The 13,566-nt window shown below is 71.5% G+C and carries 10 protein-coding genes and 1 tRNA gene; 8 read left to right on the top strand and 3 right to left on the bottom strand.

Features of this window, described 5'->3' with window-relative positions; all coding sequences use genetic code 11:
* Positions 1-66 precede the first annotated feature (66 nt).
* Together ACZ51I_RS09175 and ACZ51I_RS09170 are read left to right on the top strand one after the other, a co-directional pair.
* A complete protein-coding gene (locus ACZ51I_RS09175) occupies positions 67-639 on the top strand; it encodes a PadR family transcriptional regulator (protein ID WP_468873022.1) in 573 nt (190 codons plus the stop codon).
* 50 nt (positions 640-689) lie between these two features.
* On the top strand, positions 690-2,414 hold the full coding sequence (locus ACZ51I_RS09170) for an acyl-CoA dehydrogenase family protein (protein WP_468873020.1): 1,725 nt from the start codon (positions 690-692) through the stop codon (positions 2,412-2,414).
* A gap of 66 nt (positions 2,415-2,480) precedes the next feature.
* Here the strand turns inward: ACZ51I_RS09170 and ACZ51I_RS09165 are convergent, their stop codons facing one another.
* Positions 2,481-3,341, bottom strand: coding sequence for a S1 family peptidase (locus tag ACZ51I_RS09165; protein ID WP_468873018.1), 861 nt, complete (start codon positions 3,339-3,341; stop codon positions 2,481-2,483).
* Positions 3,342-3,506: 165 nt separating this feature from the next.
* Positions 3,507-4,745, bottom strand: coding sequence for an alcohol dehydrogenase catalytic domain-containing protein (locus tag ACZ51I_RS09160; RefSeq protein WP_468873016.1), 1,239 nt, complete (start codon positions 4,743-4,745; stop codon positions 3,507-3,509).
* Between the two features lie 332 nt (positions 4,746-5,077).
* Here ACZ51I_RS09160 and ACZ51I_RS09155 point away from each other — a divergent pair, with 332 nt between their 5' ends.
* The 6 genes from ACZ51I_RS09155 to recQ all read left to right on the top strand — a co-directional run bounded on the left by ACZ51I_RS09155 (position 5,078) and on the right by recQ (position 12,027).
* The gene (locus ACZ51I_RS09155; protein WP_468873014.1) at positions 5,078-5,356 is read left to right on the top strand and encodes a polyprenyl synthetase; all 279 of its coding nucleotides are present in this window, start codon (positions 5,078-5,080) and stop codon (positions 5,354-5,356) included.
* A complete protein-coding gene (locus ACZ51I_RS09150; protein ID WP_468873012.1) occupies positions 5,346-6,401 on the top strand; it encodes a polyprenyl synthetase family protein in 1,056 nt (351 codons plus the stop codon). Before ACZ51I_RS09155 ends, ACZ51I_RS09150 begins: the two co-directional genes overlap by 11 nt.
* A 22-nt stretch (positions 6,402-6,423) precedes the next feature.
* Positions 6,424-7,587 carry an oxygenase MpaB family protein gene (locus ACZ51I_RS09145; protein WP_468873010.1) on the top strand — a complete coding sequence of 388 codons (1,164 nt, stop codon included), beginning with the start codon at positions 6,424-6,426 and terminating at the stop codon, positions 7,585-7,587.
* Positions 7,588-7,706: 119 nt separating this feature from the next.
* Positions 7,707-7,791 (top strand) — tRNA-Leu (locus ACZ51I_RS09140).
* A gap of 266 nt (positions 7,792-8,057) precedes the next feature.
* Positions 8,058-9,875, top strand: a complete 1,818-nt coding sequence (locus ACZ51I_RS09135) for an ABC transporter ATP-binding protein (protein WP_468873008.1) — start codon at positions 8,058-8,060, stop codon at positions 9,873-9,875.
* Positions 9,876-9,951: 76 nt separating this feature from the next.
* Positions 9,952-12,027 carry a DNA helicase RecQ gene (gene recQ / locus ACZ51I_RS09130; protein ID WP_468873006.1) on the top strand — a complete coding sequence of 692 codons (2,076 nt, stop codon included), beginning with the start codon at positions 9,952-9,954 and terminating at the stop codon, positions 12,025-12,027.
* Between the two features lie 69 nt (positions 12,028-12,096).
* Here recQ and ACZ51I_RS09125 read toward each other — a convergent pair whose 3' ends face one another.
* Positions 12,097-13,425, bottom strand: coding sequence for a YhgE/Pip domain-containing protein (locus tag ACZ51I_RS09125; protein ID WP_468873003.1), 1,329 nt, complete (start codon positions 13,423-13,425; stop codon positions 12,097-12,099).
* Positions 13,426-13,566 lie beyond the last annotated feature (141 nt).

Genomic DNA, 13,566 nt, shown 5'->3' with positions numbered 1-13,566 from the left:
TGAGCCGCGTCTCACCCGACCCGCACCACCTTGCTATGCAACTCGTTGCATAGCAGGATCGGGCGCATGGCGCTCGACCACGCGATCCTCGTGTCCCTGCTCGAGAAGCCCGGATCCGGCTACGAGCTGGCCCGGCGCTTCGAGCGGTCCATCGGATACTTCTGGACCGCCACCCACCAGCAGATCTACCGCGTGCTCAAGCGCATGGAGAGCGACGGCTGGGTCGACGTCCGCGACGTGCCGCAGCAGGGCCGCCCGGACAAGAAGGAGTACTCCGTCGCCGGCCCCGGCCGGGACGCGCTCTCCGCCTGGCTGCACGCGCCGATCGAGCCCGAGAGCGTGCGGCACGACCTGGCGGTGAAGATCCGGGGAGCCGCCTTCGACGATCCGGCCGCCCTGATCGGCGAGGTCGAGCGGCACAGGCGGGCGCACACCGATCGCCTGGAGCACTACCTCGCGGGCGAGACGCGCGACTTCGGGGAGCCGTCCGGAGGCGGACGGCCCGACGCCGGACCGCTCGACGCCGAACGGGAACTCCAGCACGTCGTGCTGCGCGGCGGCATCGCGTACGAGCGGATGATGATCGCCTGGCTCGACGACGTCCTCGCCACCCTCGGCCGGTTCGACACCGGCCACTGAACCACCCTCCCGTACCACCACCCTCATCCCGAGCCGGAAAGGCGGACGTCATGGCCGACGCGCTGCTGTTCAACCCGCACACCTACGATCCCGCTCACTTCGACCCGGAGACCCGCCGGCTGCTGCGCGCCACGGTGGACTGGTTCGAGGCGCGCGGAAAGCGCCGGATCATCGAGGACTACCGGACCCGGGCCTGGCTCGGCGACTTCCTCGCCTTCGCCGCGGAGGAAGGGCTCTTCGCGACCTTCCTGACGCCGTCGTCCGCCGCCGGTGAGCAGGAGGGCGACAAGCGCTGGGACACCGCCCGCATCGCCGCGCTCAACGAGATCCTCGGTTTCTACGGCCTCGACTACTGGTACGCCTGGCAGGTCACCATCCTCGGCCTCGGCCCGGTCTGGCAGAGCGACAACGACGCCGCGCGCGCCCGTGCCGCGGAACTCCTCACCCAGGGCGAGGTGTTCGCCTTCGGCCTCTCCGAGAAGTCGCACGGCGCCGACATCTACTCCACCGACATGCTCCTGGAGCCCGACGGCTCGGGCGGCTTCCGGGCCACCGGCTCCAAGTACTACATCGGCAACGGCAACGCCGCCGGGCTCGTCTCCGTCTTCGGCCGCCGCACCGACGTCGAGGGCCCCGACGGCTACGTCTTCTTCGCCGCGGACAGCCGCCACCCGGCGTACCACCTCGTCAAGAACGTCGTCGACTCCTCGAAGTACGTCAGCGAGTTCCGCCTGGAGGCGTACCCGGTCGCCGCCGAGGACGTGCTGCACACCGGTCGCGCCGCGTTCGACGCCGCCCTCAACACCGTCAACGTCGGCAAGTTCAACCTGTGCACCGCCTCGATCGGCATCTGCGAGCACGCGATGTACGAGGCGGTCACGCACGCGCAGAACCGCGTCCTCTACGGCCGTCCGGTCACCGCCTTCCCGCACGTACGGCGCGAGTTGACCGACGCGTACGTCCGGCTCGTCGGCATGAAGCTGTTCAGCGACCGCGCCGTCGACTACTTCCGCACCGCGGGCCCCGACGACCGCCGCTACCTCCTCTTCAACCCGATGACGAAGATGAAGGTGACCACGGAGGGCGAGAAGGTCATCGACCTGATGTGGGACGTGATCGCCGCCAAGGGCTTCGAGAAGGACAACTACTTCGCCGAGGCGGCCGTGGAGATCCGCGGCCTGCCCAAGCTGGAGGGCACGGTCCACGTCAACCTGGCGCTGATCCTGAAATTCATGCGCAACCACCTCCTCGACCCCGTCTCGTACGAGCCCGTCCCGACCCGTCTGGACGCGGCCGACGACACCTTCCTCTTCCGCCAGGGCCCGGCCCGGGGTCTCGGCTCGGTCCGCTTCCACGACTGGCGCCCGGCCTACGAGGCGTACGCCCACGTGCCGAACGTCGCGCGGTTCCGCGAACAGGCCGACGCCCTCTGCGAGTTCGTGCTGAAGGCCGCCCCCGACGAGGAGCAGAGCCGCGACCTCGACCTGCTCCTCGCCGTCGGCCAGCTCTTCGCGCTCGTCGTCCACGGGCAGCTGGTCCTGGAGCAGGCCGCCCTGACCGGGCTCGACGAGGACGTCCTCGACGAGCTGTTCGCCGTCCTGGTCCGTGACTTCTCCGCGCACGCGGTCGAGCTGCACGGGAAGGACTCCGCGACCGAGCAGCAGCAGCTCTGGGCCCTCGGCGCCGTCCGGCGCCCCGTCGTCGACGAGGCGCGCTCGGGGCGCGTCTGGCAGCGCGTCGAGGCGCTGTCGGGGGCGTACGAGATGAGGCCCTGACCCGCGGGCAGCGTCTTCGCCGGTCGTCCGGATCGATCCGGACGACCGGCGAAGACGGCAGGGGCGTTACGGCTTGGGCAGGAGGCAGCCGGCGCGGTTCAGGTCGATCACGTTCCCGGGACCGACGCAGGGGACGATCGTGTACGTCTCCTGGGCGTAGTTGATGCCCTGGCGGACGGTCACGGTGCCGTTCTGGTCGATCTCGCACGGGTTGTTCACGGTGCAGCTCTCACCGCTCTCGTTGCCCGTGTTGTTGACGGCGACGACCTTTCCGGTGGTCGTGTCGATCACGGGCGAGCCGGACGTGCCGCCGATCGTGTTGCACGCGGAGGTGTAGCGGACCGAGTCCTTCCAGGTCCACTCGCCCTCCTTCATGCGGTAGACGAAGCCGTCGATGGCGCAGCTGTAGGTCCGCTTCCAGTAGCCGGAGACGACCTTGATCGACGAACCCTGGGTCGGATGGGCGTCGTCGAGGGTCAGGGCGCTGATGCCGTACAGGCTCTGTATCTGCGCGTACGTCTTGGTCAGCTGGTAGATCGAGATGTCCGTGTCGGTCATCGTGGCGTACGAGATCTTGCTCGCCCGCAGCGTCGCGACCTTGGTTCCGGCCGAGTTGAGCAGCGAGAACGAGCGGCTGGACCGCTGGTCCTTGAGGACCTCGCCCGCTCCCGGGAAGCCGGTCTCCAGGCAGTGCCCGTTGGAGAGGACGAGCGCGGGGTCGTTCGGCTGGGAGCCGGGGGTGCGGACGACGGAGCCGGAACAGTTGCTGAGCGCGACCGTTCCCGCGAAGTCGACGGCGGTGACGGCCTGGGCCTGAGGCGTCCGGGCTCGCGTGACCGTTTCCGAGGGTGCGGAGGCCACGGCCGGGGCCGCTGCGGCGCCTGTCAGGAGCAGGGCGAGCAGGGCGCCGACGAGAGGCTTCTTCATGTGGGGGTTCCCCTCTGATGAATGCGCGACCGAAGATCCTTCGGTTGTCATGCACATTCTTTTGAGGGGGGACCCCAACTGGCAAGACCGCATGCCCGGTTGAGGACGGACACGACAGGGCCGCCTCGGAGGGGTCCGAAGCGGCCCTGTGGTCCTCGCGCGGGATCAGGCGGCTGCCGACGCGGCCCCCACGCTCCTTCCGTCGCCCGGGAGGCGCGCCTCCGGCGTGAAGAGGATCTTCACGGCGCCGTCGCGCTTGGTCTGGAACATCTCGTACGCGTCGGGCGCCGCGTCCAGCGGCAGCCGGTGCGTGGCGAAGCCGTCGACGCCCAGCGGATCGTCGTCGGTGAGCAGCGGGAGCAGGTCGTCGACCCAGCGCAGGACGTTGGCCTGGCCCATGTGCAGCCGGAGCTGCTTGTCGAACATCACGAGCAGCGGCATCGGGTCCGCCGCGCCCCCGTAGACCCCGGAGAGCGACACCGTCCCGCCCCGGCTCACCAGCTCGACCGCCAGGTGCAGCGCGGACAGACGGTCGACCCCGAAGCGGCGCATCAGCTGGCGGGCGAGCCCGTCCGGGAGAAGGGCGACCATCGAGTGCAGGCCCTTGGCGACCGGGGCGCCGTGCGCCTCCATGCCGACCGCGTCGATGACCGCGTCGGGACCCCGCCCGTCGGTGAGGTCCCTCACCTGGTCGATCAGCTCGGTTCCGGCGTCGGACGGGTCCAGGGTGTGCGCCCCACGGGCCGCCGTGCGCTGCCGGCGCTCGGCCACGGGGTCGATGCCGACGACGAGGCCGGCGCCCCGCAGCAGGGCGATCCGGGCGGCCATGTCCCCGATCGGGCCCAGGCCGAGCACCGCGACCGAGCCGCCCGGCGGCACCTCCGCGTACTCGACGGCCTGCCAGGCCGTCGGCAGCACGTCCGAGAGGTAGACGAAGCGGTCGTCCGGCGGCCCCTCCGGCACCGGGATCGGCAGGGTGTCCCCGAACGGCACGCGCAGGTACTCGGCCTGGGCGCCCGGCACCTGCCCGTACAGCTTCGTGTAGCCGAACAGGGCGGCGCCCATGCCGTACGCGTGCACCTGCGTGGTCTCGCACTGCGAGTGCAGCCCCCGCGAGCACATCGGACAGCTGCCGCAGGACACGTTGAACGGCACCACGACACGAGAGCCCGGCCGGAGCCGCCGCACCTCCGCGCCCACCTCCTCCACCACGCCCATCGGCTCGTGCCCGAGGACGTCGCCGGCGTCGAGGAACGGCCCGAGCACCTCGTACAGATGCAGATCGGAACCGCACAGCCCGCTCGAGGTGATCCGTACGATCACGTCCGTCGGCTCCTGGATGACGGGGTCCGGTACGCGCTCCACCGAGACCTTCCGCCGGCCCTGCCACGTGACGGCCTTCATGGCGGCCACCTTCCCGTCCGTCCGGGACGACGGGCACTCCCTCGCCCCGGAGCTCGGCGATGTCGCTGCGGCGGCTACCCGGGGTGCGCGGGGTTACTCACCGGAGGCCCGGGAGCGGTCCGGCCCGCCCCGGGGTGCGGCGGGACCGGGAGCCGTCCGGCCCGCCCCGGGGTGCGGCGGGACCGGGAGGCGACCGCGTGGCCCGTGCGGCCCCCTCCCGCCGGAGTCGTACGTCTCAGCGATTCGCTCACTCGTTGGTGAGTTCCGCCGCGCCGGTCGCCGGACCGGCGCGACGCTGGGGTGAGTGACGACCGGCGACCGGGGGAGTGGGTGTGACGCGAGGATCAGGATCCCGCGGAGGACTGGACGAGCGGGCCGTGCTGCTCGCGGCGGGCCTCGCGGATCTGGCGGTCAGCACGCTGGGGTCCGGCCTCGGGCTCGTACGGGGGCTGCTGCGCAGATCGGACGCCGTTGAGCTGGCGGCCGAGGCCGAGCGGGACCTGGAGGCGCGCGGCCGCCTCGTGATCGACCGGTACGCGTCCCCGCCCCCGGCCCACCTGGAGGTGCTCGCCCGGCACGTGATCGCGCGGCGGGCCGGCGATGGCGGCTGAGCGGTGGGAGCCGGGCGCGTTCAAGGCGCGGGTGGACGCGCTGCTGCGGTGTCACGTCGCCCACGAGGCCGAGGAACTCACGGCGGTCGACGCGGCCCTCGGCCCGGTGGCGGAGCAGCTGGAGGCGGCCGTCGCCGACGGCAAGCGGCTGCGGGCGGCGTTCTGCTACTGGGGCTGGCGCGCGGTGGGGCAGCCGGACAGCGACGCGCTGGTGCGGGCGGCGGCCTCCATGGAGCTCGTGCACGCGGCCGCCGTCGTGCACGACGACCTGATCGACGACAGTCCACTGCGGCACGGCCGGCCCACCGCGCACAGGGCCCTGCGCGGCGCGGTGGGACACCATCCGCGGCCGGCCGCGGGGGCCCGGTCGCTCGCGATGCTGGTCGGCGACCTGCTCATGTCGCTCGCCGGCCAGCTCTTCGTCACCAGCGGCCTGCCCGCCGCCTACCTCGGCCGGGCCCGTCCGCTCTGGGCGGCCCTCGCCCGGGACCTCGTCGCCGGGGAGTGCCTGGAGATCCTGCACACGGGCGCCGCCCCGGACACCACGGCCTCGCTGAAGGTGATCCGCTACAAGACCGCCAAGTACACCGTCGAACAGCCCCTGCTGATCGGCGGCGCCCTGGCCGGGGCGGGCGGGCGGCTGCGCGCCGGATATTCGGCGTACGGAGTGCCGCTGGGCGAGGCGTTCCAGCTGAGGGACGATCTGCTGGGTCTGTTCGGCGACCCGGAGGCCACCGGCAAGGCCGACACCGACGACGTACGGGGCTGCCGGCCCACGGCCCTGCTCGCCGAGACCTGGCGGCTCGCCGGTGACGAGGAACGCGGGCGGCTGCGCGAGCTGCTCGGCCGGCGCGAGCCCGACGGGGACGCCCTGGAGGCCGTACGCGAGGTGATGCGGCGCCTGAGGGCGCCCGACCGCGTCGAGGCCATGATCACCGAGCGGGTCGACGAGGCCCTCCGCGCCCTCGACGGGCTGAACCTGCCCGCGGCCCCCGCCGCCGCGCTCACCGCCCTGGCCCACTCGGCGGCGGTCCGCCGTTCGTGAAGCGACACAAGGAGCCTTGCCCATGAGCATCACCGAGGCGTCGATGGACGCCCTGCGGCACACCGGCGACGAACTCGCCGACGCCACGGTCGCCGCGCTCTTCGCACGTGGGGAGGTGGGCACGTTCAACACCCTGATGCGGTACGTCTCCACCGCGGGCTCGCCCCTGCCGGAGGGGCTGCCCGACGTCGCCCGGGAGTATCTGCACGCCACGAGCGCCCCGCCGTCCTGGGTGGACTGGGGGGAGATGGAGAAGGCCCGGCTGTTCTTCCTCGACAACAACGTGCACATCTCCACCGCCCTCTCCTTCGCCTCCATGCCCGCCTGCTACCTCGTCCCGCACGTGGCGAGGCTGCTCTCGGCGACGCACGGTCTGAAGTACCCCTCCAAGCGGATGGCGGAGACCGGCCAGTTCACGGTGCACCTGATGCGGCCCGACGCCTTCGAGGCCGGCAGCCGCTTCATTCCGGCCACGCAGAAGGTCCGCCTGCTCCACGCCTCCATCCGGCACCACCTGAGGCGCGAGAACCGCTGGGACGTCGAGGCGGAGGGGGTGCCGATCTGCCAGGAGGACCTGATCGGCGGCCAGATGTTCTTCTCGATGCTCGTCCTCGACAGCCTGCACCGCCTCGGCATCCACATGTCCTCCGAGGGCGCCGACGCCTACTACTACGCCTGGCGCGTGGTCGGCGCCATGCTGGGCGTCGACCAGGACGCCGTCCCCAAGACCCTCGACGAGGCCCGCCGCTTCCTCGACCTCTACATGATCCGCCACATGGGCCCGTCCCCCGAGGGCGTCCACCTCACCCGGCAGCTCATCGACCTCTACGAGGAGGTCGTCCCCGGCACCTTCTTCGACCCGATCGTCTCCGCGCTCATCCGCCACCTCGTCGGCGACACCTGCGGCGACTGGCTGGAGGTTCCCCGCACCCCCTGGGACACGGTCGTGAAGGCCGTCCCCCCTCTCCTCGGCGTCCTGGAGACGATCGAGGACCGCTCGCCGCTCGGCGCGTGGGCCCTGGACCGGCTCGGCCACCTCACCACCGTCCTGGAGCTGTCCTCCCTCACCCGCGGACGCGTCATGCACTACGCCATCCCCGACCACCTCAAGCAGGACTACGGCCTCCCGCCCACCCCACCCCGCACCCACCGCTGGACCCCACCGGCCGCCACGGTCTCGCCGTGATGTCTGCTCCCCACCCCCGCTGACCACCGGAAACGTGGGTGAAGAGCACCCCGGAGGCCTGGTAGATTGTTCTTCGTCGCCGCGGCCGAGCAGAGATGCGGGATCGCGGCAGGCTACCGGTCCGGGTGGCGGAATGGCAGACGCGCTAGCTTGAGGTGCTAGTGCCCTTTATCGGGCGTGGGGGTTCAAGTCCCCCCTCGGACACACGACACACACCACGTGGTGGTGGGGATTCCTCCCGGTCACCACGTGGTGTTTTCGTGTGCCTGGGCGCCTGTCGGGGAAGAGGGGCCACCGGTGACGTCCACCGGGCCCCGTAGTCTTCGGGGCCGTCAACCCGACTGCCGTGAAGACTTCCTGACCTGACGTCAGCGTGCCGGCCGCTCGGCCGGAAAACCCTTGGACCGCGAGACCGCCCGCGCGGGAGACTCCCTTTCGCTCACCTTCGGTACGACAACACAGGGTTGGGTATGGGATCACCTGAATCGCGCGAAGGTTTGCCGAACAAAGGTTCGGTACTTCTCGCCGTCCGCTTCTACGGACGGGAACTGGTCCGCCTCCGACGGCTGGCCGCTCCCGCCCTGCTCCTGCCGGCATTCGGCAACATCGGCATCAACTACATCGCCCCCCTGATCGTCGCCAAGCTCGTGGGCCGTATCGCCGGAGACGGCGCCGGCGACGGGCTCGGCGCTCTGCTTCCGTACGTCCTCGTCTTCGCCGGCGTCCTGCTGCTCGGCGAGGCCCTCTGGCGCGTCGGCCTGCACTGCCTCAACCGTCTCGACGCGCGCGGCATCGAGAACCTGTACGTCATCGGCATGGACGAACTGTTCGCGAAGGACGCCGCGTTCTTCCACGACAACTTCGCCGGCTCGCTCACCAAACGCGTCCTGAGCTTCGCCTCCCGCTTCGAGGAGTGCGTCGACACCCTGACCTTCTCGGTCATGGGCAGCTTCGTACCGCTCGTGTTCGCGTCGGTGGTGCTCTGGCAGTACGACCCGCTGCTCGTGGTCGGACTCCTGGTCCTCATCGCGGTCACGGGCGTGGGCGTCGCGCCGCTGATCCGGCGCCGGCAGGAACTCGTCGCCCAGCGCGAACAGGCGATCGCCCGGGTCTCCGGCCACGTCGCCGACAGCCTGACGAACATGGACACAGTCCGGTCCTTCGGCGCCGAGAGGCGCGAGGCCGCCGAGCACCGCTCCCGGGTCGCGGAGTCGCGGCGGCTCACCCTGCGCTCCTGGGACTACGGCAACCTGCGCATCGACACGCTCGTCGCGCCCATGTCCGTCCTGACGAACGTCCTCGGACTCGTCCTCGCCGTCACCCTCGGCGGGGGAGAGCACGGCGTCGAGGCCGTCATCGTCGCCTTCACGTACTACGCCAACGCCACCCGCATCATGTTCGAGTTCAACCAGATCTACCGGCGCCTGGAAAGCTCGATGACCGAGGCCGCGCAGTTCACCGAGCTCCTCCTCGACAAGCCGACCGTCCTCGACCCGGAGTCCCCGGAACCCCTCAGGCCCGAGGGCGCGGACGTCCGCTTCGAGAAGGTGACCTTCGCCCACGCGGGCGCGAAGCCGCTCTTCGAGGGTCTCGACCTGGACGTGCCCAGCGGCGCGAAGATCGGCTTCGTGGGCCGCTCCGGCGGCGGCAAGACCACGCTCACCCGGCTGCTGCTGCGGATGACGGACATCGACGGCGGCCGGATCACGATCGGCGGCCAGGACATCAGCCGGCTCCGGCAGACCGAACTGCGCGGCAAGATCGCGTACGTGCCGCAGGACCCCGCCATGTTCCACCGCACCCTGCGGGAGAACATCGCCTTCGCCCGGCCGGACGCCTCCGACGCCGAGATCCGGCGCGCGGCCGAGGCGGCGCACGTCACGGAGTTCGCCGACGCGCTCCCCGAAGGCTTCGACACCATGGTCGGCGAGCGGGGCGTGAAGCTGTCCGGCGGCCAGCGCCAGCGGGTCGCCCTCGCCCGCGCCATCCTGCGCGACGCCCCGATCCTGCTGCTCGACGAGGCGACCAGCGCCCTGGACTCCGAGAGCGAGATGCTCGTCCAGGACGCCCTGTGGCGGCTCATGGAAGGAAGGACCGCGCTCGTCGTGGCCCACCGGCTGAGCACGGTGGCCACCATGGACCGGCTCGTCGTCCTCGACCGCGGCCGGATCGTCGAGCAGGGCACGCACCAGGAGCTGCTCACCGCCGAGGGCGCCTACGCGAAGCTGTGGCAGCACCAGTCGGGCGGCTTCCTCGACGACACCCCGGCGGGGGCGCCGGTGAGCTGAGACCGGCCGCGGAGGGTTTTCCACAGGTTGATCAGGGGCGGGCCGGAGTGTCGGCGCGGACGGCTACGCTTCACGAATGGCCCTTTCCGACGCCCCTGACATTGCTGACGCTCCTGCCGCTCCCGACGCCGCCGCCGAGGTCTCCGACGCCGCTCGGGTCCTCCACCGCGTCTTCGGCTACAGCTCCTTCCGCGGGGAGCAGCAGGAGATCATCGAGCAGGTCGTCGGCGGCGGCGACGCGCTCGTCCTGATGCCGACGGGCGGCGGGAAATCGCTCTGCTACCAGATCCCGGCCCTGGTCAGAGCGGGAACGGGCGTCGTGATCTCGCCCCTCATCGCCCTGATGCAGGACCAGGTGGACGCCCTCAGGGCGCTGGGGGTGCGGGCCGGCTTCCTGAACTCGACGCAGGATCCGTACGAGCGGCAGGCCGTCGAGCAGGCGTTCCTCGCGGACGAGCTGGACCTGCTCTACCTGGCCCCCGAGCGGCTCCGCACCGAGGGAACCCAGCGTCTGCTCGACCGGGGCACGGTGTCGCTCTTCGCGATCGACGAGGCGCACTGCGTCGCCCAGTGGGGTCACGACTTCCGGCCCGACTACCTCGCCCTCTCCATGCTGCACGAGCGGTGGCCGAAGGTGCCGCGCATCGCGCTGACGGCGACGGCCACCGAGGCCACCCACGCCGAGATCGCGAAGCGGCTGGCCCTCGAGGACGCCCGGCACTTCGTCGCGGGCTTCGACCGGCCGAACATCCAGTACCGCATCGTCCCGAAGAACAACCCGGTCAAGCAGCTCCTCGAGCTGATCAGGACCGAGCACGACGGGGACGCGGGCGTCGTCTACTGCCTCTCCCGCGCCTCGGTGGAGAAGACGGCGGCCCTCCTCGTGGAGCAGGGCATCGACGCCGTCCCGTACCACGCCGGCATGGACGCCCGCACGCGGGCGGCGAACCAGTCCCGCTTCCTGCGGGAGGACGGCGTCGTCGTGGTGGCGACCATCGCCTTCGGCATGGGCATCGACAAGCCCGACGTCCGTTTCGTGGCCCACCTCGACCTGCCCAAGTCGGTCGAGGGCTACTACCAGGAGACCGGCCGCGCGGGCCGCGACGGCGAGCCGGCCACCGCCTGGCTGGCGTACGGCCTCCAGGACGTCGTCCAGCAGCGCAAGCTCATCGACGGCTCCGAGGGCGACGAGACGCACCGCCGCTCCCTGGCCATGCACCTGGACGCCATGCTCGCCCTCTGCGAGACGGTCGACTGCCGCCGCGTGCGCCTCCTGGAGTACTTCGGGCAGTCCGGCAAGCCGTGCGGCAACTGCGACACCTGCCTGACGCCGGCCGAGTCCTGGGACGGCACCGTCGCCGCGCAGAAACTGCTGTCCACGGTGTGGCGGCTGGCCAAGGAACGGCGCCAGAAGTTCGGCGCCGGCCAGATCATCGACATCCTCCAGGGCAAGCGGACGGCCAAGGTCATCCAGTTCGACCACGACCAGCTCTCGGTGTTCGGCGTCGGTGCGGAACTGGGCACCGCCGAGTGGCGCGGGGTCGTCCGCCAGCTCCTCGCGCAGCGGCTGCTCGCCGTGGAGGGCGACTACGGGACGCTGGTGCTCACGGAGGAGAGCGGCGAGGTGCTCGGCGGGCGCCGCAAGGTCCCGATGCGGAAGGAGAAGGCGGCCGCCGCTCCCACCCGCAAGGAGTCCGGGGCCCGCTCCGGCAAGGGCCCGCGCGTCCCGGTCGATCTGCCCGCGGCCGCCGTGCCCGTCTTCGAGGCCCTCCGGGCCTGGCGGGCCGCGACGGCGCGCGAGCAGGGCGTGCCGGCGTATGTCGTCTTCCACGACGCGACCCTCCGCGAGATCGCGACGCGCCTGCCCGCCACCGTCGAGGAGCTCGGCACCATCGGCGGCGTCGGAGAGGCCAAGCTCACCAAGTACGCCGAGGGCGTCCTCGACACCCTTGCCCAGTCCGGTGGCACCGGGGCGGGCACGGCGGCCGGGGACGGGGACGTCGCATCCGTGCCCGCCGCTCCGGCCGCCGCGCCGCCGGAGCGGAAGGCGGAGCCGGTGCGGAAGCCGGAGCCGGACGTCCCGCCGGCGTACGACGAGGAGCCGCCGTTCGACCCGGACGAGTTCGAACCGCCGTGGGACGAGGACGAGTAGGCCGGGGCACCCCGCTTGCCGGAGGCCGTACCGGAGACATTCGATCCCGCCTCCGGCTGTCTCCGGGACTCACTCGGGCTGCGGCGTGAGACGGCGCAGCCCCCTGCGGTCGTAGTAGTGGGTCATGGCGAAGCCGAACGCCAGGGCCGCCACCACGCCGACCGCGATCATGATCCAGCCGCGGGCGAGGCCCGCGTCGCCTCGGGCGTCGAAGTACAGGATGGACCGGATGCCCGAGCTGAGCTGGTGCATCGGCTCGAAGACGCCCAGGAAGCGGTAGAACCCGGGGGTCGCCTCCAGGGGGACGGTCGCTCCGGAGGAGGGGAGGGCGAGCGCGATGAAGACGAACATGGACACGAGCTGGCCGATGCCGCCGAAGGCGGCGTTGATGGCCTGGACGCCCAGGCCGACGGCGACGGTCGCGCAGTAGGAGAAGAGCCACAGCATCGGCAGATGGGCGGCGTCCATGTCCAGAATCGTGATGGTGGCGACCATGACCAGCGTGGTGGTCAGGAGCGAGATCCCGGCGGTCATCAGCATCTTCAGGACGAGCGTCTGGGTGCGGCTGATGGGGACGGTAGGGCGGCGGGTGTGCCACGGTCCGATTTCGCTGTCGGTGTAGCCGAGGGCGGTGTCGACGCCGCTGTTGACGAGGTTCCCGCCGATGAAGCCGCCCAGGACGAGCAGCAGCGTGTAGTAGAAGGCGGTCAGACCCAGACCGCTGTGCCGGCCGATCGGATGGCCGACGCGGGTGGTGACCGCGACGGGGTCGGCCAGGAGCGCACGGGTGGTCGGTACGGCGGTGGTGGCCGAGAGCTGCTTGCCGATGGTCAGAGACGCCTGGTGTGCCGCGTTCTGGTTGATCTGGGACGCCAGTGACGATCCCAGGCTGCCGAGGCCGGGATTGGTGAGCACGGTGAGGGTCGGGCGGGCCGTCGCCCGGTCCGTGGTGAGGGCCGCGACGGACGCGGTGAAGTCCGCAGGGACGACCAGGGCGCCGAAGACCTTGCCCGAGGACATCGCGTCCTGGGCCGCCGCGCGGTCGAGGCGGCGCCAGTCGACGGTGGCCTTGGAGGCGCCGGTCGAGACGATCGCGTCGGTGATCTGCTTCCCCAGGTTCTCCCGCTGTCCCGGCAGCGGACGACCCTCGTCCCCGTCCACCAGGGCGATGGGCAGCCGGTCCAGGTGGTCGCTCGGGCTGAGGATGCCGCCCATGTAGAGGAGCGACAGCAGCAGCGAGACCAGGGCGCACAGGAGGGTCGGGACGAGCCACAGCCTGGGGTGGCGTACGAGCGTGGTGGCACGGACCTGGGGGCCGGGCGCCGGGGCGTTCGGGGCGTTCGGGTCGTGCGGGTCGCTCGGGTCGTCCGGGGGGATCGGGTCGTTCGCGGAGGTCATGGGGCCATCGTCGGCGGGCGAGGCCGCGATCCGGGCATTTCGGGCGCTCGTACGGGGCGGGCGTGTCGGGCTGCCGTGCGGGGGGCCCTACGGGGCTGCCGTACGGGGTGGGTGTCTGGGGCAGGCGCGACGGGGGCGTAC

This window comes from Streptomyces sp. NPDC034084 (assembly GCF_055575535.1).
The sequence above is the reverse complement of the archived record's forward strand: the minus strand, read 5'-3'. Positions and strand labels throughout refer to the sequence as shown.